Genomic DNA, 21488 nt, shown 5'->3' with positions numbered 1-21488 from the left:
TTCGATGAGCCCCGTCGCCGATCGCCGCACCCCGCCGCTCGGCGGCTTCAACCTCACTCTGCTCAGGATCGAGCTGCGCCGGCTGCTGCGCAACCGGCGCACGGTGGTCTTCACCCTGCTTCTGCCAGCCGGTCTGGCGCTGACCCTCGGCGGCCAGTCCGGGTGGGAGCAGCCGGTCGGCGAGGGCAACGTCGGGGCCTACATCCTCATCTCGATGGCGATGTACGGTGCGGCGCTGACCGCCGCGAGCGTCGGGTCGATGGTCGCCCTGGAGCGCTCGGTCGGCTGGTCGCGGCAGCTGCGCCTGACACCGCTGAACCCGGTGGCGTACATCCTGACCAAGGCGGTCGTCGCCCTCACCATGGGCGCGCTGGCGATCGTGACCGTCAACATCATCGGCAAGGTCCAGGGGAAGGCCGACATGCCGGTCTCGGTGTGGGTCACCGCGATGGTGGTGACGCTGTTCTGCACCCTCACCTTCGCCGCGCTCGGCGTCTTCGTCGGCTACGTCGTGCCCGGGGAGAACGCCATGCAGATCCTCGGACCCGGCCTGGCGCTGCTCTCCTTCCTGGGCGGCCTGTTCATCCCGCTCAGCCAGTACGCGCCGGTGGTGCGCCACCTCGCCTACTGGACTCCGATGTACGGCGTCTCCGAGATCACCCGGGCACCGCTGACCCATGAGCTGCCCTGGTACGCCCTCGTCAACGCGATCGCCTGGTTCCTGGTCTTCATCGCCGGTGCGGCCTGGCGGATGAGCAAGGACACGGCCCGGGTCTGACTAACGTGTCCTACATGAACACCAGCCAGGAGCCGGGCCTCGCGCCCGGCTCCGAGCCTGCCCGAGGAAGCGCCCGATGGGCGATCCTCGGGCCCGGCTTCGCCTTCTTCTGGCTCTTCTTCCTGCTCAACCCGCTGCACGCGGGGTGGCTCGCCCGCGACACACCCGAGGGTGTCCTCGGGTTCGCGGCAACGATCGTCTTCGCCGCCGTCTACATGCTGATCTGGATGCGCGCGCGCCGTCTGTTCCGGGTCGTCCAGCAGCCTCCGCCGCAGCTCGTCGCGCCCTATCTCGCCGCGCTGGGCGTGCTGGCCTCGGTCATGATCGGCACGCTCGGCGAGGTGGGGATGGCGAGCCTGGTCTACCTCGCGGTCGCCTGCGTGATGACGCTGCCGCCCCGCATCGTGCTCGTCCCGATCGTCTGCATCGCGGTCGGCGTCGCGTGCACCGGCCTGGTGCCGGGATGGGGCTCCCAGATCGGCACCGCGTTCGGCGTCTGCGCCGCGTCGGCGGCCATGTTCGGCGTCCGTTCGGTGATCCAGCGCAACATCGCCCTCCTCAGCGCCCAGCACGAGAACACCCGGCTGGCGCTCGCCGACGAGCGCAACCGGTTCGCCCGCGACCTGCACGACATCCTCGGCCACTCGCTGACGGTCATCACCGTCAAGGCAGAGCTGGCCCAGCGGCTGGTCGACACCGCACCCGAGCGGGCCAAGGCGGAGCTCGCCGACCTGGAGCGGCTCTCCCGCGACGCGCTCGCCGACGTACGCCGCGCGGTGGAGGGCTATCGCGAGCTGACGCTCCCCGGAGAGCTCGCCCGGGCCCGGGCCGCACTGGAGGCGGCCGGCATCGAGCCGGTGCTGCCGCAGTCGGCCGACGAGGTGCCGTCGGGGCTGCGCGAGCTCTTCGCCTGGACCATCCGTGAGGGCGTCACCAACGTGATCCGCCACTCCGGCGCGCTGCGGTGCGAGATCACGCTCACCCCGACGTCGGTGACCGTCCACGACGACGGCCACGGCGCCGGCGACGCCCGCGCGGGGTCCGGGCTTGCCGGCCTGCGCGAGCGGGCCGAGGCGATGGGCGCGGTGCTCACCACGCGTACGTCCTCGGGCTTCGACCTGGTCATGACCGCCGATCTCGCCGCTGCCGAGAGGAAGGTCTCCTCGTGACGATCAGGCTGCTGCTCGCCGACGACCAGGCGCTCGTCCGCGGCGCCCTCTCGGCACTGCTGGGCCTCGAGCCGGACCTGGAGGTCGTCGCCGAGGCCGGCAGCGGCGCCGACGTCGTGACTGCGGTGCTCGATCACCGTCCCGACGTGGCGCTGCTCGACGTGGAGATGCCCGGGCTCGACGGTATCGAGGCGACCGCCGAGGTGCGGCGCACCGCTCCGCAGACCCGGGTGCTGATCGTGACCACCTTCGGCCGCCCGGGCTACCTGCGCCGCGCGCTGCAGGCCGGTGCCTCCGGCTTCGTCGTCAAGGACACCCCGGCCGCCCAGCTCGCCGACGCCGTGCGCCGTGTCCACCAAGGACTTCGCGTCGTCGACCCGCAGCTCGCCGCCGACTCGCTGGTCGCCGGCGAGTCCCCGCTGAGCCAACGCGAGACCGAGGTGCTGCGCGCCGCCCGCGACGGCTCGCCGGTCTCCGCGATCGCCGCCCGGCTCTTCCTCTCCGAGGGCACGGTGCGCAACCATCTCTCCGCCGCGATCGGCAAGACCGGCGCGGCCAACCGCACCGAGGCCGTGCTCACCGCCGACAACTTTGGTTGGCTGTGACCATGGCCAGGCTGCTGATCGTCCATCACTCCCCTACCCGGTCCCTGCAACGGCTGACCGACGCGGTCGTGTCGGGGGCCAACGATCCCGAGCTCGACGGTGTCGAGGTCGTCGTCCGCCCTGCGCTGGAGGCGACGGCCGAGGACGTACTGGGGGCCGACGGCTACGTGCTCGGCACGAGCGCCAACTTCGGCTACATGTCGGGCGCGCTCAAGCACTTCTTCGACTCGACCTTCCTGGCAGTGGGCGGTGCCCTCGATCCTTCCGGTGGCGCAGGAGAGTCCGCAGGGGCGACCGCCAAGCGGCCCTATGGCCTCTACGTGCACGGCCGCTACGACACCACCGGCGCGATCCGCTCGGTGCAGTCGATCGTCGGTGCGCTGGGCTGGTCGCAGTCCTTCGACGTCCTCGACGTGCTGGGTGACGTCGAGGACCCCCACACCGAGGCTGCCTACGAGCTGGGAGCGACGCTGGCGGCCGTCCTCGACTGATCTTTGCTTTCGGCTCACCCGAGGGTCCGCCAGTAGAGTCGACCCCCGTGATCGGCCATACCCCTAGACGTACGACGTCTCTCTCCCTCCTGCTCGTGGTGCTCGCCGCCCTCGCGCTCAGCGGGTGCGGCGGCGACCGGGCGGCCGCCGAGGGCGAGGACCCGAAGCAGGTGGACTCGACGGCGCTGCCCGAGGTCGGCAAGTGCCGCAACCTCACCCACGAGGACGTCGCCAAGGCCTACAACTTCGACGAGTACGTGGCGTGCGACGAGCCCCACAACGCCGAGACCTTCGGCGCCGGTCCGCTCCCCGACGAGTTCGAGGACGCCGAGTACGGCGACGAGAAGGTCAACGAGTGGGCCTTCAGCCAGTGCCGCAAGCTGCTGGAGAAGTACGTCGGCTCCGACCAGAGCCTGCTCATGCGCTCGATGCTCTCCCACGTCTACTTCGGCCCGTCGGAGAAGGCCTGGGAGGAGGGCGCGCGCTGGATCCGCTGCGACGTGGTCGGCGGCGGCCAGCAGGGCGCCGAGTACGTCGACCTGCCCACCACGACCCGCAACCTGCTCAAGGTGAAGAAGGTCGAGGACATCGAGGACCGCTGGATGGTGTGTGCGAAGGGCAAGACCGTCGACTCGCCGAAGGTGCCCTGCTCCGAGGATCACAAGATGCGTGCGGTGACGACCATCAAGCTCGGCGAGCCGGGCACCAAGTTCCTCGGTGTGGCAGAGTCGAAGAAGAAGGCGTCGCAGTTCTGCCGTGGCTCGGTGAGCGCCTGGCTGGGTTACCCGGAGAGCTTCGAGTACGGGTACACATGGTTTGGAGAGAAGGAGTGGAAGGCCGGCAACCGCTGGGCCGTCTGCTGGGCCGTGACCGAGGAGTGAGCATGGGTGCGAACAAGCTGAAGCTGAGGCTGTGCGGGGCGCTCGCCCTCGCCGGCTCCATGGCCCTCGCCGGCTGCGGCGGTGGCGAGCCCGAGAGCAAGCCGTCGAAGTCCGCCGCGCCCCCGTCGGCCTCCGCGTCGCCGGCCCCCTCCCCCAAGGAGGGCGCCTGCTACAACCTGAGCTACGACGAGGCGCTGGCCCCGACCGCCGGTGGCGACGCGGTCAATTGCAAGGGCAAGCACACCACCCAGACCTACGCCGTGGGCCGGCTGAAGAACGTCGTCGACGGCCATCTCGTCGCCGTCGACTCCGACCAGGTCGCAGCCCAGGTGGCGGCCGCCTGCCCGAAGAAGGTCACCAGGTATCTCGGCGGCAACACCGACGACCTGCGCCTCTCGATGCTCCGCCCGGTCTGGTTCACGCCGACCATCAAGGAGTCCGAGGCGGGTGCCAACTGGTTCCGCTGCGACGTCATCGGCATCGCCGGCCCCAAGGCGCTGATGACCCTCAAGGGCAACATGAAGGGCGTCCTGGGCGACTCCAAGTCCGCCGAGCCGTTCCGGATGTGCGGCACCGCCTCCCCGAAGTCCGACTCCTTCAAGCGCGTCCCCTGCTCGCTCAAGCACTCCTGGCGCGCGCTCTCGGTGATCGACCTCGGCTCCGGGAAGTACCCCGGCGAGTCCAAGGTCAACAGCGCCGGCGCCGAGGACTGCAAGGCCGCCGCCGCCGAGGTCGCCGACGACCCGCTCAAGTACGAGTGGTCGTGGGAGTTCCCCAGCTCTGAGCAGTGGGAGAACGGCCAGAACTACGGCATCTGCTGGGCCCCGGCCTGAGCGAAGCGAAGGCCGCGGGCCCAGCAGATAAGAGCCGAGTCGGCGCAAACGGACCGGAACGCAGTGAGGACCGGCTTGCGCCGACTCGGCGAAACCCGACGTAAGCCGAAATACCTCAGAAAGGCACGCGGAAGCGGGAAGAAGCTACGCGCAAGCGAGCGCGAAGCAGCAATTAGAACCCCAGCTTCCGCAGCTGCCGCGGATCCCGCTGCCAGTCCTTGGCGATCTTGACGTGCAGGTCGAGATAGACCGGCATCCCGAGCAGCTCCTTGATCTGCAGCCGCGCGCGCTGACCGACGTCCTTGAGCCGCGCGCCCCGGTGGCCGATCACGATCCCCTTCTGGGAGTCGCGCTCGACGTAGAGGAAGGCGTGCACGTCCATGAGCGGCTTGTTCTCCGGCCGGTCCTCACGCAGGCGCATCTCCTCGACGACGACCGCGATGGAGTGCGGGAGCTCGTCGCGTACGCCCTCCAGGGCTGCCTCGCGGATGAGCTCGGCGACGATGATCTCCTCGGGAGAGTCGGTGAGCTCGCCGTCGGGGTAGAGCGGCGGGCCCTCAGGGAGGAGGTTGATCAGCAGCTCGGCGAGGAGGTCGACCTGGTCGTCGCCGACGCTGGAGACCGGCACGATCTCGGCCCACTCGATGCCGAGCTCGGCGCCGAGGGTCTGGATCGACATCAGGTGCTCGCCGATCTGCTCAGGAGTGGCGAGGTCGGTCTTCGTCGCGACCGCGACCCGCTTGATGCCCTTCTTGAGCTTGTTGGCGTTCTCCGCGATGCGACGGTCGCCGGGACCGATCTTCTCGTTGCACGGGAAGCAGATCGCGACCACGTCGACCTCGGTCCAGGTCGCCTCGACGAGGTCGTTGAGACGCTCGCCGAGGAGCGTGCGCGGCCGGTGGATGCCCGGGGTGTCGACCAGGATCAGCTGGCCGTCGGGGCGGTGCACGATGCCCTTGACCACGGTGCGGGTGGTCTGCGGCTTGTCGGAGGTGATCGCCACCTTGGTGCCGACCAGCGCGTTGGTGAGGGTCGACTTGCCGGCGTTAGGACGTCCGACGAACGACACGAAGCCGCTCCGGAACTCCTGTGCTGGCGGAGCCGGGCTTGGCTGGATCTCCGGCTCGGTCACTGCTGCTCCTGCTGCTCGTCGTATCGCTGCCAGATCTGCTCGTCGGTGAGCCCCTGGGCCTTGCCCTCACGCCACACCGGTCCCGGGTCGACCGCGCGCGGCTGCCGCTTCTGGCCGCCTCCGCGCCAGTAGCCCATCACGTCGTAGGCGTGGGAGTCGAGCTTCCGCTCGCGCATCAGATGCTTGCGGATCGCCCGCATCTGGCTGGACTCCCCGGCCATCCAGAAGTAGCCGTCGCCCTCGGGCCACTCGATCTTCTCCACGGCCGCGGCCAGGTCGGAGGTGGTCTCCGACGGCGGCGCCGACCAGGTCACCTCGACCGAGTCGGGGAGGTATCCGGGCAGGTCGTCGGGGGTCTCCGCCCAGATCCGGGTCGGCAGCGAGGTGGTCTCGGCGATCCGCGCCATCGCCGGCATCGCGGTCAGGTCGCCGACCAGCAGCAGCCACTGCGCACCCTCGGGGGCGGCGTAGGAGCCCTTGGGCTCGGTGATGGTCACGGTCTGACCGACCGGGTCGAGGCGAGTGGCCCACTCGGTGACCAGCCCGACGTCGTGGACGACCACGTCGAGGGTCAGCTCGCCATCTCGCCAGGAACGCACCGTGTAGTAGCGCGACTGGAACTGTCCCGGCACGATCAGCCCGACCCACTCGTCGGGGATCCCGGTCGACTCGAACCCGGCCAGCCCGGGGCCGCCGAGCACGATGCGTACGAGGTGGGGCGTGATCTGCTCGCGCCGCAGCACCTCCGCGGCGTACTGCTGGGCCTTGACACTCATCGCCCCAAGGTTATCCGCGCCGGGCTCCCCCACCCGCATCAGCGACTGTCGAATTGGGCGTGACTCGTTCGTGGAGCAGGTGGATAGTCCTGTTCAGTCGAAGGAGACACCTCATGAAGACCTACAACCTCGCCGAGATGCACGACGCCCCGACCATGTCCTGGGAGGAGGTGACCACGCGGCTCGAGGCCGGGTTCAACCAGGGTCCGGGGTCGCAGGAGGGCGAGCCCGGGCGTTACACGACCTGGGTGAGCACCATCAACGCCGACGGCGGGCCGCACGTCAACGCGGTCGGCGCGATCTGGTTCGACGGTGCGTTCCACTTCGTCACCGGTCCGCAGACCCGTCGCGGCCGCAACCTGGCCCGCGACCCCCGTTGTGCCGTCTCGCTCACGGTGCGCGAGTTCGACCTCGTCGTGGAGGGGCACGCGACCCGCGTGCTGGGCGACCAGCTCGCCCAGGTGGCGGCGCGCTACCGCGCGAACGAGGGCTGGCCCGCCGAGGTCGACCAGTCCCGCGACGCGGTGACCGCGTCCTTCAACGCCCAGACCGCCGGTCCCCCGCCGTGGCACGTCCACCGCCTCGAGGCCACCTCCGCCCACGCGGTCCAGTGCGTCGAGCCCTACGGCGCCACCCGCTGGAGGTTCTGATGGCCGACCTCTTCGCCGGGCTCCCGGTGACGAGCATCGCCGCCTCCGTGCCCTGGTACGAGCAGCTGTTCGGTGTGGCACCGTTCCACCCGAACGAGGTCGAGGCGGTCTTCGAGGCCGACGAGCACCGCTACGTCTACATCGAGCAGAAGCCGTCGATCGCCGGCCACGGGTTCGTGACCCTCTTCGTCGACGATCTCGACACCCACCTCGCCGCCGTCGCCGACCGCGGCCTGCTGCCGGAGTCGGAGGAGACGTACGACAACGGGGTCCGCAAGACCCTCTTCCGCGACCCGGACGGCAACGAGATCGGCATCGGCGGCGGCCCTGCTGCGGCCTGACGGCAAGTGGGCGAAAGTGGCAGCCGGACCGCCGTCCGACCTGCCGCTTTCGCCCACTCGTGTGGATGGTTCGGCTGGTATGTCGGTGGTCGCCGCGATGCTGAGCACATGGACACCGCCACCGCACCTCGTCGCCAACGCCGACAGCGTCAGCCGCGGCGTCGCGGTCCGCGGTGGGAGCGGATCGGCAACGGCGTGTACGTCCCGAGTGGGCTCGATGGTGACGCCCGCTGGCGAGCAGGGCTGGCGGCCTGGGCGGAGGTCCTGCCCGACTCGACCGTGTTCACAGGTCTGACCGCGATGCGGCTCCGCGGGCTCTGGTTGCCACCGCCGCCCGACGACCTGCCGACCTTCGTGGCGGTGCATGAGTCGTCGCGGCGGATCCGCCGACCCGAGCTGCGGGTCAGCCGGCACCCACAGCCGCCGGCGGCGGTCCTGCTCGATGACCTGCGGGTCGCGCCGGTCGCCGAAGCAGCGTTGGCATGCGCCCGCGACCTCGGCGTGCTCGACTTGGTCGTGCTGCTCGACAGTGCTCTCCACCTGAAAAAGTGCACGCTCGCCGACCTCGAGGACGTCGCAACCTCAGGACGGCCCGGCTCCCGCCGTCTGAGCGATGCGCTGCGCTGGTGCGACGGACGGGCCGAGTCCGCGTGGGAGTCCCTCCTGCGAATCCTGCACACCGCGTGCGGGGTCGAGGTGGAGCCACAGGTGGACCTCCGAGATGCCCACGGCGTCTTCATCGGGCGGGCGGATCTGCTGGTCACCGGGACCAGGACCCTGCAGGAGTACGACGGTGCACAGCACCGCGAGCGTGGGCAGTACCGCCGCGACCGGGGCCGGGACGCAGCGCTCGCCAAGTCCGGTTACGTACGCCACGGATGGGTCGCGAGCCAAGTCATCCACGACAGCTGGCTGATCCTCCGCACGGCGACGGACGCTCTCGGCCGCGACCTCTCCGTCGACGACATCCGGCCATGGTGGGGGCTCCTGGAGGCGTCGCTCTTCTCCAAGCCCGGGACAGCGAGCATGCGAGCGACCTGGCGGCTGCCCGACCTCTGAACAGAGTGGGCGAAAGTGGCAGCCGGACCGCAGTCCGACCTGCCACTTTCGCCCACTCTGCTCAGAAGGTGTGGCGCAGCGGGTAGCCGGAGCTCCCGTCGACCGTCTTGGTCGCGAGCACGTGGTGGAGCTGGATGTTGTTGCGCTCGAAGCCGATCCGCGAGCCGGCCATGTAGATGCCCCAGACCTTGGCGGTGCCGAGGCCGACCTCGTTGACGCAGGCGTCCCAGTTGTCGCGGAGGTTCTTGTTCCAGGCGGTGAGGGTCTTGCCGTAGTGGACCCGGATGTTCTCGTGGTGCTGCACCTCGAGACCGGTGTTCTCGATCGCGGTGACGATGGTGCCCGAGCCGATCAGCTCGCCGTCGGGGAAGACGTAGCGGTCGATGAACGCTCCCGCGCTCGCCCGCGAGACGTTGTCGGGGCGGGTGATGCAGTGGTTGAGCAGACGACCACCGTCGCGGAGCTTGCCCTTGATGAAGCCGAAGTAGCTCGGGTAGTTGGCCACGCCGATGTGCTCGGTGAGGCCGATCGAGCTGACCGCGTCGAACTGGCCCGCCTCGACGTCGCGGTAGTCGGAGAAGCGCACCTCGGCGACGTCGTCGAGACCGTCGGCCTTGATCGCCCGCTGGGCCCAGTTGGCCTGCTCGCGCGACAGCGTCACGCCGAGCGCCTTGACGCCGTAGTGCTTGGCGGCGTGACGAACCATCCCGCCCCAGCCGCAGCCGATGTCGAGCAGCCGCATCCCGGGCTCGAGCCCGAGCTTGCGGCAGATCAGGTCGTACTTGGCGGCCTGAGCCTCCTCGAGGGTGGCGTCGTCGGTCGGGTAGAGGGCGCAGGTGTAGGTCATCGACGGGCCCAGGACGTACTCGTAGAAGGTGTTCGAGACGTCGTAGTGGTGGTGGATCGCGTCGGCGTCGCGCTCGGGCGAGTGGCGCGTCCAGGGCAGCGCGCCGAGCGCACGACCGGAGAGGTGGCGTACGTTCTCGGCCCGCTGCCGCCACGCGGGCAGGTGCTCCTGCGGCGGCGGCTTGGGCGGGACGAAGTTGCTGGCCCCGAGCGTACGGACCAGGTCGATGGTCTCGCGCGGACCGGGCCGCTTGAAGTCGGTCTTCTCCAGGACCAGGGAGAGCAGCGGGTAGGGGTCGCCCGGATGGATGCCGTGGAGGGCCAGGTCGCCGCTGACGTAGGCGCGGGCGAGACCGAGGTCGCCCGGTGCGGTCAGCAGGAACGCGAGCCCGCGCGGGTTGAGGATCTCCATCCCGAACTCGGAGCTCAGGTCACCGGCGGCGCTGCCGTCGTAGGCGGTGAGCTTGATCGGCAGCCCACCGTCGAAGAGTTCGTTGATGGTCTCTGCAATATGGTTCACAGTCTCTTCACCGCCTTGCTGTACAGATCGGTCAACCGGTTGCGGGGGTCGTACTTCGCCTTGACGGCGGCGAGGTTGTCCCCGTCGTAGAGAGCGTCGAAGACTTCCTTGTCGTAGAACGCCTCGGAGTAGAGCGACTTGTGGCCGCCGAGCTCGTGCACGCGCGACTCGATCGCGCGGTTCTTGGGAGCGTTGACGGCACCGGGGCCGACGTGGACCGTCCCCCAGAAACCGACGTTGACGTACGTCCGGACCACCTCGAGCGGGTAGGTCGGCCACTTCGTCCCCTCGGTGGTCGAGCCTGTCGAGACCCCCTGGGAGACCAGCGGGCACAGCCAGACCGGCCGCATCCCGATCTCGGCGTCGAACCACTCCAGGAAGGCCGGGAGGTTCTCGACCGGCACCTCGATGTCCTGGATGACCCGCTCGCGCAGGAGCCGGCCGGCGCGCGCGTCGAGCTTGTCGGCGATGCCGAACTTGCGGTCGAGGCCGATCAGCTTCATGTAGACGTCGGAGCGCCGCAGCCGCCGCGGCCAGAGGCGGCGGACGTACTTGTTCTGCGCGCCGAAGGCGCCCGAGCACCAGAACCAGTCGGTGTCCCAGCGCCACAGGTAGTCGTAGGTGGACAGCAGGTCGGTCTCGCGCTCCTGGATCGAGCGGTAGTAGATCTGCTGGCCGGTGTAGTCGGACGGGGCCTGGGTGGGCCGGTCGGTCCAGGTCGCCAGGGTCAGGTAGTACTCCCCCGGCTCGAACGCGACGCCATCGAGCCCGTCGACCTGGGTGCCGTCGTAGCTCCCGGTCTCGGTGATCTGCGCGATCGTCTTGGTGAGCAGGCCGAGGTCGTCGAAACGGAGGTGGCGCAGGGCCACGAACCCGGGCACCTTCTCCAGCTTGATCTTGAGCCGGGTGGCGTAGCCCAGCGAGCCGTAGGAGTTGGGGAAGGTGTTGAAGAGGTCCTCGCCGGGCGTGGTGGTGACGACCTCGCCCGCGCCGGTCAGGATGTCCATCTCCAGCACCGACTCGTGGGGCAGCCCGTTGCGGAACGAGGTGGCCTCGATGCCCATCCCGGTGACCGCGCCGCCGAGCGTGATCGTGCGCAGCTGCGGCACCACGTAGGGGATCATCCCGTAGGCCAGGGTGACGTCGACGAGGTCCTCGTAGGTGCACATGCCCTGTACGTCGGCGGTGCCCGCCTCGGTGTCGACCTCGATCACGCCGTCCAGCCCGGAGACGTCGAGCCCGGGCGCGGTGGTCGCGGCCCGGGCCCGGAAGAGGTTGGTGGTGCGCTTGGCCAACCTGACGGGAGCGCCGTCAGGGATCTGCTCGTAGGAGTTCGTCAGCCGTTCGACGGCTTCGGTGTGTCGTTGCCAACCAGTCTCACCCGTCACTCGACGCACTTTACTCGCGCATGCGAATCTCGGGTTTCGATTTTCGTGTTCGTTCGCTTACAGTCACAAGCCCCGACTGCTCCCGTCGGACTCCCCCATCTCGCGCACCCTGGAGGGTCCTCATGTCCAGTGCTGCCCATCGTGACGCGGTCTCGACGCTCGCCGAGAAGGCAACGCCCTACTTCACCGAGAACCAGGTCAAGTGGCGCAACAAGTCCGTCTCGCAGGCGCGGCTCGCGCTGGCCATCGACCAGATCGTCGTGCACATGCGCGAGAAGGGCGTCGACATGGCCACGATGAACGGCCTCACCGCCTACCGCGACGAGGACGGCATCCACGTCACCATCGAGCTCGGCACCCTGCCGCTGGTCGCCGAGGCCGGCGGCCACCGGGCCGCTCGCTGAGGCTCCTCAGCGGAGGTTGCCGCGGGCGTCGCCGACCAGCACCGGGACGTCCTCGCCGGCGAACTCCCTGACGATCGCCAGGTCGCTCGCCGAGGCCTCCTCGGCCTCACCCAGCACGACCACCGCCTCGAGGCCCTTGGCCCCCGAGGCGACGGCCATCGACACGCAGACACCGACGGCGGAGACCTGGAGCGAGGGCAGGTCCACGGTCGCGGCGGCGTAGGTGCGGCCGTCGAGGTCGCGTACGGCTGCTCCTTCGGCCGCGCCGGTGCGGGCGCGCGTCGCGCGGGCCAGCGTCACCAGCTTGCGGTCCTCGGCCGACAGCTCACTCTGCTCAGGCATGGGCCTCTTTCGTCCTGTCCGTCTTGGCTCGGTCGCTCTTGGACCGGTCGCTCTTGGGCTTGTCGTTCTTGGGCTTGTCGTTCTTCTGCCGGTCGTGCCTGTCGTGGCGCGACCGGTCGCTCTTCTCGCTCGGCCCGTCCTCCTCGTCCGGCTCGGGCTCGGCGGGGACGACCGCGCTGATGCGTACGGTACCGATCCGGTTGCGTCGGCCGGCGGTCTCCTCGGCCACGAAGCTGAGGCCGTGAGCCTCGACACGGGAGCCGGGGATCGGCACCAGGCCGAGATGCTTGGCCATCAGGCCGCGTACGGAGTCGACGTCGTCCTCCTCGACCGGGAAGCCGATGAGCTCCTCGAGGTCGCTGACCAGGAAGCGTGCGGGAACCCGCCAGGAGCCGTCGCCGAGGTGGAGCGGCTCGCGGTCCTCGACGTCGTACTCGTCGGTGATCTCGCCGACGATCTCCTCGAGGATGTCCTCGATCGTGATCAGGCCGGCGGTGCCGCCGTACTCGTCGACGACGACCGCGATGTGCTGGCGGTGCTGCTGCATCTCGGCGAGCAGCTCGTCGACGGGCTTGGAGTCGGGCACCCAGGTGGGGGTACGCATCAGCGACTCGACCCGCTGGGTGGTCTCGACCTCGGGGGCCTCGAAGTCGCGGGCCACGACGTCCTTGAGGTAGACCATGCCGATGATGTCGTCGAGGCTGTCGTCGATGACCGGGATCCGGGAGTATCCGGAGCGGAGGAAGAGGGAGAGCGCCTGGCGCAGCGTCTTGCGGCGTTCCAGGAAGACGATGTCACCGCGGGGCACCATCACCTCGCGGGCGCGGGTGTCGCCGAGCTCGAAGACCGAATGGATCATCCGGCGCTCGTCCTCTTCGATCAGGTCGGTCGCCTCGGCGATGTCGACCAGCTCGCGCAGCTCGGTCTCCGTGGAGAACGGCCCCTTGCGGAAGCCGCGGCCCGGGGTGAGCGCGTTTCCGAGCATGATCAGCAGGCTCGGGATGGGGCCGAGGACAGCCGTGATGGCACCGATCGGGCCGGCGACGGCGAGCGCGATGCGCTCGTGGTGCTGGCGTCCCAGGGTGCGCGGTCCGACGCCGATGACGACGAAGGAGACCACCGTCATCACCCCGGTCGTGATGAGCACGGTGGGCCACCAGCTCCCCTGGTAGGTGTCATAGGCCCACAGCGCGGCCAGCACCGTGGCGCCGATCTCGCTGAGCATCCGGAGAAGCAGCACGGTGTTGAGGTAGCGGGCGGGGTCGCCCACCACCGCCACCAGCCGCTTGGCTCCGGCGCGGCCCTCGGAGACCAGCTCAGCGGCCCGGGCGCGCGAGAACGCGCTGAGTGCTGCGTCGGCGGCCGAGAACAAGCCGGCGATGAGGACCAGAACTGCGGCTGCGATCAGCAGCCTCGCATCGTCCATGAGTGTGGGTCGAGCTCCTACTCGGGTGGGGTGGCCGAGGAGCCCCAGGCCTTGAGCAGCTTGGCCTGCAGCCCGAACATCTCGGCGTGCTCTTCGGGGTCCACGTGGTCGTAACCGAGCAGGTGGAGGATGCCGTGGGTGGTCAGCAGCTCGATCTCAGCCACGGTGCCGTGGCCGGCTGCCTCTCCCTGCTTGGCCGCGATCGTCGGGGCGATGAGGATGTCGCCCAGGTCGCCCTCCTCGGGCTCCTCGTCGAGGCGGCCCGGGAGCAGCTCGTCGCCGGGGAAGGAGAGCACGTCGGTCGGGCCCTCGGTGTCGAAGTAGCGCTCGTTGAGCTCGGTGATCGTGGCTTCGTCGCCGAACTTGATCCGGAGGTCGGCCTGCGGGTGCACCCGCAGCTGCTCGAGCAGGAACCGGGCCAGCTTCGCGACGTGCTCGACGTCGATCTCCTGCTCCGACTCGTTGATGATCTCCGTGCTCATCGAGGCTCACCCGAGGCGCGCTCGCGCTTGGCCTGGCTCTGCACGTCGTGCTCCTCGTAGGCGGCGACGATCTTGGCGACCAGCCGGTGGCGTACGACGTCGTGGCTGGTCAGGTTGTTGAAGCTGATGTCCTTGACGTCGTCGAGGATGTTCTCGACCACCCGCAGCCCGGACCGCTGGCCCGACGGCAGGTCGGTCTGGGTGACGTCGCCGGTGACCACGATCTTGGAGCCGAAGCCGAGGCGGGTCAGGAACATCTTCATCTGCTCGGGCGTGGTGTTCTGCGCCTCGTCGAGGATGATGAAGGAGTCGTTGAGGCTGCGCCCGCGCAGGAACGCCAGCGGGGCGACCTCGATGGTCCCCGACGCCATCAGCTTGGGGATCAGCTCCGGGTCCATCATGTCGTGGAGCGCGTCGTAGAGCGGGCGCAGGTAGGGGTCGATCTTCTCGGTGAGGGTGCCGGGCAGGAAGCCGAGCTTCTCCCCGGCCTCGACCGCGGGCCGGCTCAGGATGATGCGGTTGACCTGCTTGGACTGCAGCGCCTGGACCGCTTTCGCGACCGCGAGATAGGTCTTGCCGGTGCCGGCGGGGCCGATGCCGAAGGTAATCGTGTGCTTGTCGATCGCGTCGACGTAGCGCTTCTGGTTGAGCGTCTTCGGACGGATGCTGCGGCCGCGGTTGGAGAGGATGTTGAGGCTCAGCACGTCGGCCGGCTTCTCCGTGGTGTCGGCGCGGAGCATGCTGATCACGCGCTCGACGGTCTCGCCGCTGACGCCCTGCCCGGTGCGGATGATCTGGACGATCTCCTCCAGCACCCGCTCGATCATCGCGATCTCGCTCGGGGCGCCGTGGAGGGTGATCCGGTTGCCGCGTACGTGCACGTCGGCGTCGAAGTGGGCCTCGATGATGCCGAGATGCTCGTCGGCCGGGCCGAGGACGGTCACCATGTCGACGCTGCTCGGGACGACCACCGTGTGCTTCGTCGTGGTCGTCGACGTCTCGTTCGGGAGCGGACTTGGTTCTCGATCGGTCATGGATGCCCGGGCGGGCCCTTTCTCATCACGGCGGTGTTGATTCCATGGTACGCGGGCGCCCGGCACGGTTCCTACTGGATAGTCGTGGCGTCAGCTCGCGAGCAGCGACTCGACCCGGTCGGTCTCCTCGGCGAGCTCCTCACGCTCGTCGGGGGTCAGGTCGCGAAGCATCTTGACGACCTCGACCTTGCCGTCGACCGGCTTCCAGAGCCCGACGAGATGTCCGCCGGCGAGGATGACCAGGCCGCCGCCCCCGATGCCCCACTCCTTACGGGTGCCCTTGGCGGTGATCCGCTCGCGGTTGGCGTGGGAGAGCCAGACGTTGTCGAACTTGCCCAGCAGCCGCACCGGAGCGTGCTCCTCGCCGTCGGCCAGCGGCGCGTCCGGGACGTCGTAGAGGGTCTTGCCGGCCTCGTCGCGGTAGGTCACCAGCCCCTCGATCCGCTTGATCACCGGAGCCAGCCGGGTCAGCGAGGACCAGGTGGTGATGTCGGCGGCCGTCGCCGGACCGAAGGCGAGCAGGTAGCGGCGGACGATCTCGGGGGCGAGCGTGGGGACCGCGTCGTCGACGGCCACCGGCGACACCCCGGTCCAGCGGGGCAGCAGGTCGTAGACCAGCCCGCCCGACCCCTTCCACAGGCCACGAGGAGGCAGCTGCACCAGCGGCAGCTCGTTGCGCGCCCGCAGGCCGAGCGCCTTGGCCGGGACGCCCGGGAAGTGCTCGACCAGCCCGGCCTCGAGAGCGGCGTTGGGCAGGGCACCGAGAGCGAGTACGTCCTCGGCCGCCTCCACGAAGCCCTCCAGCTGCGCCGCGGGGCGAACGACGTCGACCCGCTGGGTGTAGAAGTCGTGGACCGGCTGGGTCCAGGCCCGGATCAGCGCGGCGTCGGCGGCGGTGTGCATGTGGATCGTCGAGCGCAGCGAGGAGAGCCGTACCACCGCGCTCGACTCGAGCTGGGCGCTCAGCGCATACGGGTCGAAGGAATCCAGCCGGGCAGCCAGCGCGAGGAACGGCGAGAGCGACTCCTGCGCCTGCAGACCGACCAGGTGCTCGATCATCTCGGGGGCCGTCAGCGTGGTGCGCGACAGCAGGTGCTGGCGGAGCAGGAGGGTGCGGTTGAGCTGCCGTTCGGTGAGGATCACGGTAGCGATGATGGCCTATTCGACCGTGATCCTGGCACCGACTTCCTCCACCGGCTTCCCCTCGTCGTCGGAGGTGTCGTCGGTGCGCGCGATGAAGAGGTACGTACCGGGGTCGAGCTCGGAGACGTCGACCGTCGCCGTCCACGGGTAGAGCTTGTCCATCCACCCGTCTGCGGTCGCGGCGCCCTCCAGCACCGGCTCGCCGGTGGTGTCCCGGACCTCCCACGGCACGTTCGCCTCCGGCGAGTTGGCCTTGCCCGACGCCGTGAAGCTCCCCGACACCTTCGCCCCCTCGGCCGGTGCGGCGAGCGTGATCAGCTCGGCCGTACGCGGCAGCGTCGACGGCTCCTCCGACGGCTGGTCGGACGGCTGGGTAGAGACCTCCGGGTCCTCGGCGACGGCATCGTCACCCCCGCACCCCGCGGCCACCCCGACCAGCGCGCCGGCGAACACGATGGCAGCGACCCGGCGCGCCAGGAACGTACGTGTGCTCCTCATGCCCCCATCGTCACCCCCCACCCCCGAACCAGAAACCCACCACGCCGAAGAGTCGGTTTCTGACCGCGAGAGGTCGAACCCTGACGCCGAGACGTCGAAAATCGGCGCCGAATGGTCGGAACTCGACGTCGAGTAGTCACATATCGACATCGAGTGGTCAGCGTCTGACGGCGCCATTCGATGTCGAAAATCGACGTCCGGGTGCCGATTTCCGACGGTGCGGCGCCGATTTCCGACCTCTCGGCGTCGAATTCTGACCTCTCGGCGCCGATTACCGACCTCTCGGCGTCGAATTCTGACGGGTCGGCGGTTAGGCCCAGCGGCGGGTGCGGGCCAGGAGGGCGGCGGAGGCGGCTACGCCGGCGGTGGAGGTGCGGAGGACCTCGCCGCCGAGACGGATGGTGGTGGCGCCGGCCTTCTCGAAGAGGGCGATCTCATCTTCGGTGAGGCCGCCCTCGGGGCCGACGACGACGAGGATGGTGCCGTCGTCGATGACGGGTACGGCGCCGAGCGGGAGGGTGCCCTCCTCGTGGAGCACGACGGCGACGTCGGCGGCCTCGATCATGGAGACGACGGCGTCGGTGGAGGCCAGCGGCTCCACCTCGGGGTGCCACAGCCGCCGGGACTGCTTGGCCGCCTCGCGGGCGGTGGCGCGCCAGCGGGCGAGCGACTTCACCGCGCGCTCGCCCTTCCACACCGCCACCGAGCGGGTGGCCGCCCACGGGACGATGCGCGCGGCGCCGATCTCGGTCAGCATCTCGACGGCGAGCTCACCGCGGTCGCCCTTGGGCAGCGCCTGGACCACCACGAGAGCAGGCTCGGGCGGGGCGTCTCCGAGGATGATCTCCTCGACGCGTACGGTCATCGCCTTCTTGGTGGTGGCCGTGATGGAGCCGGTCACGCCCTCGCCGGCGCCGTCGGTGAGGACGACCTCCTCGCCGACGCGCAGGCGGCGTACGACGACGGCGTGATGACCCTCGTCACCGCTCACCTCGACGTCGTCACCGACGCGTACGCCGGCGAGCGACTCGACGAGGTGAACGGGAAGGGTCATGTCTCGGTGCTCGTTCTCAGTGCTCGTGCTCAGTGCCCGTTGAGGGTGTCCTTGAACCAGGAGAAGACGCCGCCCTTGTGGGCCGCCTTCAGCTGGCCCTGGACGGACTCCTCACCGCGCATCTCGGCGAGCTGGCGCAGCAGCGCCTCCTGCTCGAGGTCGAGCTTGGTGGGGGTCTCCACGTTGACGGTGACGATCAGGTCGCCCCGACCGCCGCGCAGCCCGGGTACGCCCCGGCCGCGCAGGACGTGGTCGGTGCCTGACTGGGTGCCGGGCTTGAGGTCGATCTGGATCGAGGCGTCCTCGGGGTCGATGCCCTCGGCGCCGTCGAGATCGGCCTCCAGCGTCGGCAGGTTGAGGGTGGTGCCGAGCGCGGCCGCGGTCATCGGGACCTTCGCGGTGCAGTGCAGGTCGTTGCCGCGCCGGGTGAAGGTCGGGTGCTTGGCGACGTGGATCTCGACGTAGAGGTCGCCTGCGGGGCCACCACCTGGCCCGACCTCGCCCTGCTCGGCCAGCTGGACGCGGGTGCCGTCGTCGACACCCGGCGGGATCTTGACGGTCAGGGTCCGGTGGGAGCGCACCCGGCCCTCGCCGCTGCAGTCGCGGCAGGGGTCGGGGATGACGGTGCCGAAGCCGTTGCACGCCGAGCACGGGCGCAGGGTGCGGATCTCGCCGAGGAACGAGCGCTGCACGATCGCGACCTCGCCCTGGCCGTGACAGGTCTCGCACGGCACCGGGTGCGAGCCCTCGGCGGCACCCTCGCCGCCACAGGTGTCACAGACGACAGCGGTGTCGACCTTGAGGTCGCGGGTGACCCCGAAGGCCGCCTCGGCCAGGTCGATGTCGAGCCGGATGAGAGCGTCCTGCCCGCGGCGCACGCGCGGACGCGGGCCACGGCCGGCACCTCCGCCGGCACCGGCGCCACCGAAGAAGGCGTCCATGATGTCGGTGAACGAGAATCCGGCGCCCTGCGCGCCGAAGCCGCCACTGAACGGGTCGCCGCCGCGGTCGTACGCAGCCCGCTTCTGCGGGTCGCTCAGCACCTCGTAGGCGTGGGAGATCTCTTTGAACTTCTCCTGCGACTCGGCGTCCGGGTTGACGTCAGGGTGGTATTGGCGCGCCAGCTTGCGGTACGCCTTCTTGATCGTTGCGTCGTCGGCGTCCTTGTCGACACCGAGGAGCTCATAGGGGTCCAACGTCGTTCTTCCTGCCATCGAAGTTCGCTGATCTTTCTTGAATCGAGTCTGCTGCTCAAGCCTCGTCGAGGATCCGGGAGAGGTAGCGCGCCACCGCACGCACCGCAGCCATGGATCCGGGGTAGTCCATCCGGGTCGGGCCGACCACGCCCAGCGTGGCCAGCGCCTCGTCACCTGGTCCGTAGCCGGTCGCGACCACGCTGGTGCGCGACAGCTCCTCATAGGGGCCCTCGGCGCCGATCCGCACCGTGACCAGCCCACCCGCGGTCGCCTCACCCATCAGCTTGAGCAGCACGACGTGCTCTTCGAGCGCCTCCAGGAGGGGCCGGACCGCGGTGTCGAAGCTGTCACCGAACCGGGCCAGGTTGCTGGTGCCGCCGATGGAGATCCGCTCGTCGGAGCGATGGTCGTTCATCGCCTCGATCAGGGTCTCCGCCACCGCCGCCGCGAGCGGGTCACGCGGGGCGCCGGCAGGCTGGTCGGCGGGCTGGGCGATCGCCTGCAGAGCCTCGCCGGCCTCGGCGATGACGACGCCGGCGACCGCCGAGTTGATCTGGGTGCGCAGCGAGGCCAGGGTCTCCTCGGAGACCTCCTCGGTCACCTCGAGCAGCCGCTGCTCGACGCGGCCGGTGCTGAGGATCAGGACGATGAGCAGGCGCGTGGGCGCCAGCGCGACCAGCTCGACGTGACGGACCGTCGAGCGGCTCAGCGTCGGGTACTGCACCACCGCGACCTGGCGGGTCAGCTGCGAGAGCAGCCGGGTGGAGCGGCTGACGACGTCGTCGAGGTCGACCGCGCCCTCGAGGAAACCGGCTATCGCCCGCTTCTCGGCCGCGGTCATCGGCTTGACCGTGGTCAGCCGGTCGACGAAGAGACGGTAGCCCTTGTCGGTGGGCACCCGGCCGGCGCTGGTGTGGGGGGCCGTGATGTAGCCCTCCTCCTCCAGCGCGGCCATGTCGTTGCGTACCGTCGCAGGCGAGACGCCCAGCCCGTGACGCTCCACCAGAGCCTTGGAGCCGACCGGCTCCTCCGTCTTCACGTAGTCCTCGACGATCGCCCGGAGGACGGAGAGCCTGCGTTCGTTCTGCATCTGCGCTCCTATCACCCTGGCTGCCTGGCACTCATTCTGTGCGAGTGCCAATCCTACCGGTTCGTGACACAGGGACCAGTTTCCGGTGGCTGCTCGCGCATGCCTTCCGCCGTGAGAGAGCGCACACCTCTCGTCATCGAGAGAGCCTTAGGTTAGGCTGACCTTAGAGAGACCGATTCGCTGCTTCTGCCCCCACTGGAGAGTCCATGATCACCAACGATCTGCTGGTCCGCATCGCGGCCCACGCCAGCGACGAGCACCAGGCGGACCTGCGCTACTCGCTCTCGGCACGGCTCGGCCTGCGACCCCGCCACATCGTGGGCGTACGCCTCTCCCACCTCACCTCGGAGAGCGTCGAGGTCTCCTGGATCACGATCGACGGTGGCCACCACACGACCTTCCGGTTCCCGGAGGCCGCTGCCACCCCGGACGAGGTTCTCGAGCAGCTCGGGCGCGTGCTCACCGGTTCTCACGCCTGAGGTCACTACCCTTCTCCGGATGAACGATCGCTACGGCTCCGACGTCCTCGCAGGTGACTGGAAGAAGCCCAAGCACGGGCGTGCCGTCGAGACGCCCGCAGAGCTGGGCGCCGTCGTCGAGGAGGTCGAGACCGACTTCGTCGGTGAGATCGTGCGCATCGACCGCGACCTGCACACGCTGACCCTCGAGGACCGGCGCGGCAAGCGGCGTACGTTCCCGCTCGGGCCCGGCTTCTGGCTCGAGGGCAAGCCGGTCATCCTCACGCCGCCGGTGAACCGCGCGGCGCCGGCCAAGCCGACGCGTACCGCCTCCGGCTCGGTGGCCGTCACGGACGCCAAGGCTCGGGTCGCGCGGGAGTCGCGGATCTTCGTCGAGGGCCGTCACGACGCCGAGCTGGTCGAGAAGATCTGGGGCGACGACCTGCGGATCGAGGGCGTCGTCGTCGAGTACCTCGGTGGCGTCGACGACCTGGCCGACCACCTGGTCGACTTCAAGCCCGGGCCGCAGCGCCGGGTCGGGGTGCTCGTCGACCACCTGGTCAAGGGGTCGAAGGAGGCGCGGATCGCGGAGTCGATCCGACGCTCGGCGGTCGGCCAGCACGTGCTGATCGTCGGTCACCCGTTCATCGACGTGTGGCAGGCGGTCAAGCCCGCCCGCCTCGGCCTGGAGGCGTGGCCGAGCGTGCCGCGCTCGATCGAGTGGAAGAAGGGCATCTGCCAGCACATGGGCTGGCCCCACCGCGATCAGGCCGACATCGCTCGGGCGTGGAAGCACATCCTCGGCCGGGTGAACTCGTTCGGAGACCTCGAGCCGGCCCTGCTCGGCCGGGTCGAAGAGCTGATCGACTTCGTGACCGTGGAGCAGTGAGAG

At 69.6% G+C, this 21488-nt stretch carries 25 protein-coding genes; 12 read left to right on the top strand and 13 right to left on the bottom strand.

The window, feature by feature from the left end:
• Positions 1-4 precede the first annotated feature (4 nt).
• From IEY81_RS11015 to IEY81_RS10990, 6 genes are read left to right on the top strand one after another with little or no spacing between them, the layout of a single operon-like run.
• Entirely contained in the window at positions 5-778 is a 774-nt protein-coding gene (locus tag IEY81_RS11015; RefSeq protein ID WP_229787707.1) for an ABC transporter permease, read from the top strand.
• 14 nt (positions 779-792) lie between these two features.
• Positions 793-1947, top strand: coding sequence for a sensor histidine kinase (locus IEY81_RS11010; RefSeq protein ID WP_189118525.1), 1155 nt, complete (start codon positions 793-795; stop codon positions 1945-1947).
• Positions 1944-2552 carry a response regulator transcription factor gene (locus IEY81_RS11005; RefSeq protein ID WP_189118524.1) on the top strand — a complete coding sequence of 203 codons (609 nt, stop codon included), beginning with the start codon at positions 1944-1946 and terminating at the stop codon, positions 2550-2552. Before IEY81_RS11010 ends, IEY81_RS11005 begins: the two co-directional genes overlap by 4 nt.
• Before the next feature lie 2 nt (positions 2553-2554).
• Positions 2555-3043, top strand: coding sequence for a flavodoxin family protein (locus tag IEY81_RS11000; RefSeq protein WP_189118523.1), 489 nt, complete (start codon positions 2555-2557; stop codon positions 3041-3043).
• 47 nt (positions 3044-3090) lie between these two features.
• A complete protein-coding gene (locus IEY81_RS10995) occupies positions 3091-3924 on the top strand; it encodes a septum formation family protein (protein WP_189118522.1) in 834 nt (277 codons plus the stop codon).
• A 2-nt stretch (positions 3925-3926) separates the two neighbouring features.
• Positions 3927-4757 (top strand): septum formation family protein, encoded by an 831-nt coding sequence (locus tag IEY81_RS10990; RefSeq protein WP_229787705.1) that lies wholly within the window; start codon positions 3927-3929, stop codon positions 4755-4757.
• Between the two features lie 172 nt (positions 4758-4929).
• On the opposite strand, the gene era is transcribed toward IEY81_RS10990, so the two are convergent.
• Together era and IEY81_RS10980 are read right to left on the bottom strand one after the other, a co-directional pair.
• Positions 4930-5889, bottom strand: coding sequence for a GTPase Era (era, locus tag IEY81_RS10985; protein ID WP_229787703.1), 960 nt, complete (start codon positions 5887-5889; stop codon positions 4930-4932).
• Positions 5886-6665 (bottom strand): siderophore-interacting protein, encoded by a 780-nt coding sequence (locus IEY81_RS10980; RefSeq protein WP_229787702.1) that lies wholly within the window; start codon positions 6663-6665, stop codon positions 5886-5888. Before IEY81_RS10980 ends, era begins: the two co-directional genes overlap by 4 nt.
• 113 nt (positions 6666-6778) lie before the next feature.
• Between IEY81_RS10980 and IEY81_RS10975 the strand changes: the two genes are divergently transcribed.
• From IEY81_RS10975 to IEY81_RS10965, 3 genes are all read left to right on the top strand, one after another.
• Complete coding sequence (locus IEY81_RS10975) at positions 6779-7315, top strand: pyridoxamine 5'-phosphate oxidase family protein (RefSeq protein ID WP_189118520.1); 537 nt, start codon at positions 6779-6781, stop codon at positions 7313-7315.
• A complete protein-coding gene (locus IEY81_RS10970) occupies positions 7315-7656 on the top strand; it encodes a VOC family protein (protein ID WP_189118519.1) in 342 nt (113 codons plus the stop codon). Before IEY81_RS10975 ends, IEY81_RS10970 begins: the two co-directional genes overlap by 1 nt.
• Positions 7657-7764: 108 nt before the next feature.
• On the top strand, positions 7765-8715 hold the full coding sequence (locus tag IEY81_RS10965; protein ID WP_189118518.1) for a putative endonuclease domain-containing protein: 951 nt from the start codon (positions 7765-7767) through the stop codon (positions 8713-8715).
• 61 nt (positions 8716-8776) lie between these two features.
• Here IEY81_RS10965 and IEY81_RS10960 read toward each other — a convergent pair whose 3' ends face one another.
• Both IEY81_RS10960 and IEY81_RS10955 read right to left on the bottom strand, forming a co-directional pair.
• Positions 8777-10081: a class I SAM-dependent methyltransferase gene (locus tag IEY81_RS10960; RefSeq protein WP_189118517.1), complete on the bottom strand. Its 1305-nt coding sequence runs from the start codon at positions 10079-10081 to the stop codon at positions 8777-8779.
• Positions 10078-11469, bottom strand: coding sequence for an FAD-binding oxidoreductase (locus tag IEY81_RS10955; protein ID WP_189118516.1), 1392 nt, complete (start codon positions 11467-11469; stop codon positions 10078-10080). The genes IEY81_RS10960 and IEY81_RS10955 overlap by 4 nt, the downstream gene beginning before the upstream one ends.
• A gap of 122 nt (positions 11470-11591) precedes the next feature.
• Between IEY81_RS10955 and IEY81_RS10950 the strand changes: the two genes are divergently transcribed.
• On the top strand, positions 11592-11873 hold the full coding sequence (locus IEY81_RS10950) for a hypothetical protein (protein WP_189118515.1): 282 nt from the start codon (positions 11592-11594) through the stop codon (positions 11871-11873).
• Between the two features lie 6 nt (positions 11874-11879).
• Here the strand turns inward: IEY81_RS10950 and IEY81_RS10945 are convergent, their stop codons facing one another.
• The 9 genes from IEY81_RS10945 to hrcA form a co-directional block, all read right to left on the bottom strand.
• Complete coding sequence (locus IEY81_RS10945) at positions 11880-12215, bottom strand: cytidine deaminase-like protein (protein ID WP_189118514.1); 336 nt, start codon at positions 12213-12215, stop codon at positions 11880-11882.
• The gene (locus IEY81_RS10940; RefSeq protein WP_189118513.1) at positions 12208-13641 is read right to left on the bottom strand and encodes a hemolysin family protein; all 1434 of its coding nucleotides are present in this window, start codon (positions 13639-13641) and stop codon (positions 12208-12210) included. Before IEY81_RS10940 ends, IEY81_RS10945 begins: the two co-directional genes overlap by 8 nt.
• 17 nt (positions 13642-13658) lie before the next feature.
• Positions 13659-14123, bottom strand: a complete 465-nt coding sequence (gene ybeY / locus IEY81_RS10935) for an rRNA maturation RNase YbeY (RefSeq protein ID WP_189118512.1) — start codon at positions 14121-14123, stop codon at positions 13659-13661.
• Positions 14120-15157 carry a PhoH family protein gene (locus IEY81_RS10930; RefSeq protein ID WP_189118511.1) on the bottom strand — a complete coding sequence of 346 codons (1038 nt, stop codon included), beginning with the start codon at positions 15155-15157 and terminating at the stop codon, positions 14120-14122. The genes ybeY and IEY81_RS10930 overlap by 4 nt, the downstream gene beginning before the upstream one ends.
• A 90-nt stretch (positions 15158-15247) precedes the next feature.
• Positions 15248-16300, bottom strand: a complete 1053-nt coding sequence (locus IEY81_RS10925; RefSeq protein ID WP_189118510.1) for a winged helix DNA-binding domain-containing protein — start codon at positions 16298-16300, stop codon at positions 15248-15250.
• 15 nt (positions 16301-16315) lie between these two features.
• Complete coding sequence (locus IEY81_RS10920) at positions 16316-16798, bottom strand: Gmad2 immunoglobulin-like domain-containing protein (protein ID WP_189118509.1); 483 nt, start codon at positions 16796-16798, stop codon at positions 16316-16318.
• Positions 16799-17108: 310 nt separating this feature from the next.
• Positions 17109-17852, bottom strand: coding sequence for a 16S rRNA (uracil(1498)-N(3))-methyltransferase (locus tag IEY81_RS10915; RefSeq protein WP_189118508.1), 744 nt, complete (start codon positions 17850-17852; stop codon positions 17109-17111).
• Between the two features lie 29 nt (positions 17853-17881).
• A complete protein-coding gene (gene dnaJ, locus IEY81_RS10910) occupies positions 17882-19066 on the bottom strand; it encodes a molecular chaperone DnaJ (RefSeq protein WP_189118507.1) in 1185 nt (394 codons plus the stop codon).
• 37 nt (positions 19067-19103) lie between these two features.
• A complete protein-coding gene (hrcA, locus tag IEY81_RS10905; RefSeq protein WP_189118506.1) occupies positions 19104-20138 on the bottom strand; it encodes a heat-inducible transcriptional repressor HrcA in 1035 nt (344 codons plus the stop codon).
• Positions 20139-20344: 206 nt separating this feature from the next.
• On the opposite strand from hrcA, the gene IEY81_RS10900 reads away from it, so the two are divergent.
• Both IEY81_RS10900 and IEY81_RS10895 read left to right on the top strand, forming a co-directional pair.
• Positions 20345-20617, top strand: coding sequence for a hypothetical protein (locus tag IEY81_RS10900; RefSeq protein ID WP_189118505.1), 273 nt, complete (start codon positions 20345-20347; stop codon positions 20615-20617).
• Positions 20618-20636: 19 nt separating this feature from the next.
• Entirely contained in the window at positions 20637-21485 is an 849-nt protein-coding gene (locus IEY81_RS10895; RefSeq protein ID WP_189118504.1) for a DUF3097 domain-containing protein, read from the top strand.
• Positions 21486-21488 lie beyond the last annotated feature (3 nt).

This window comes from Nocardioides luteus (genome assembly GCF_014648595.1).
Taxonomy (GTDB): Bacteria; Actinomycetota; Actinomycetes; order Propionibacteriales; family Nocardioidaceae; genus Nocardioides; species Nocardioides luteus.
Note: the sequence above shows the minus strand (reverse complement) of the source record. Positions and strands in the feature narration are given on the sequence as shown.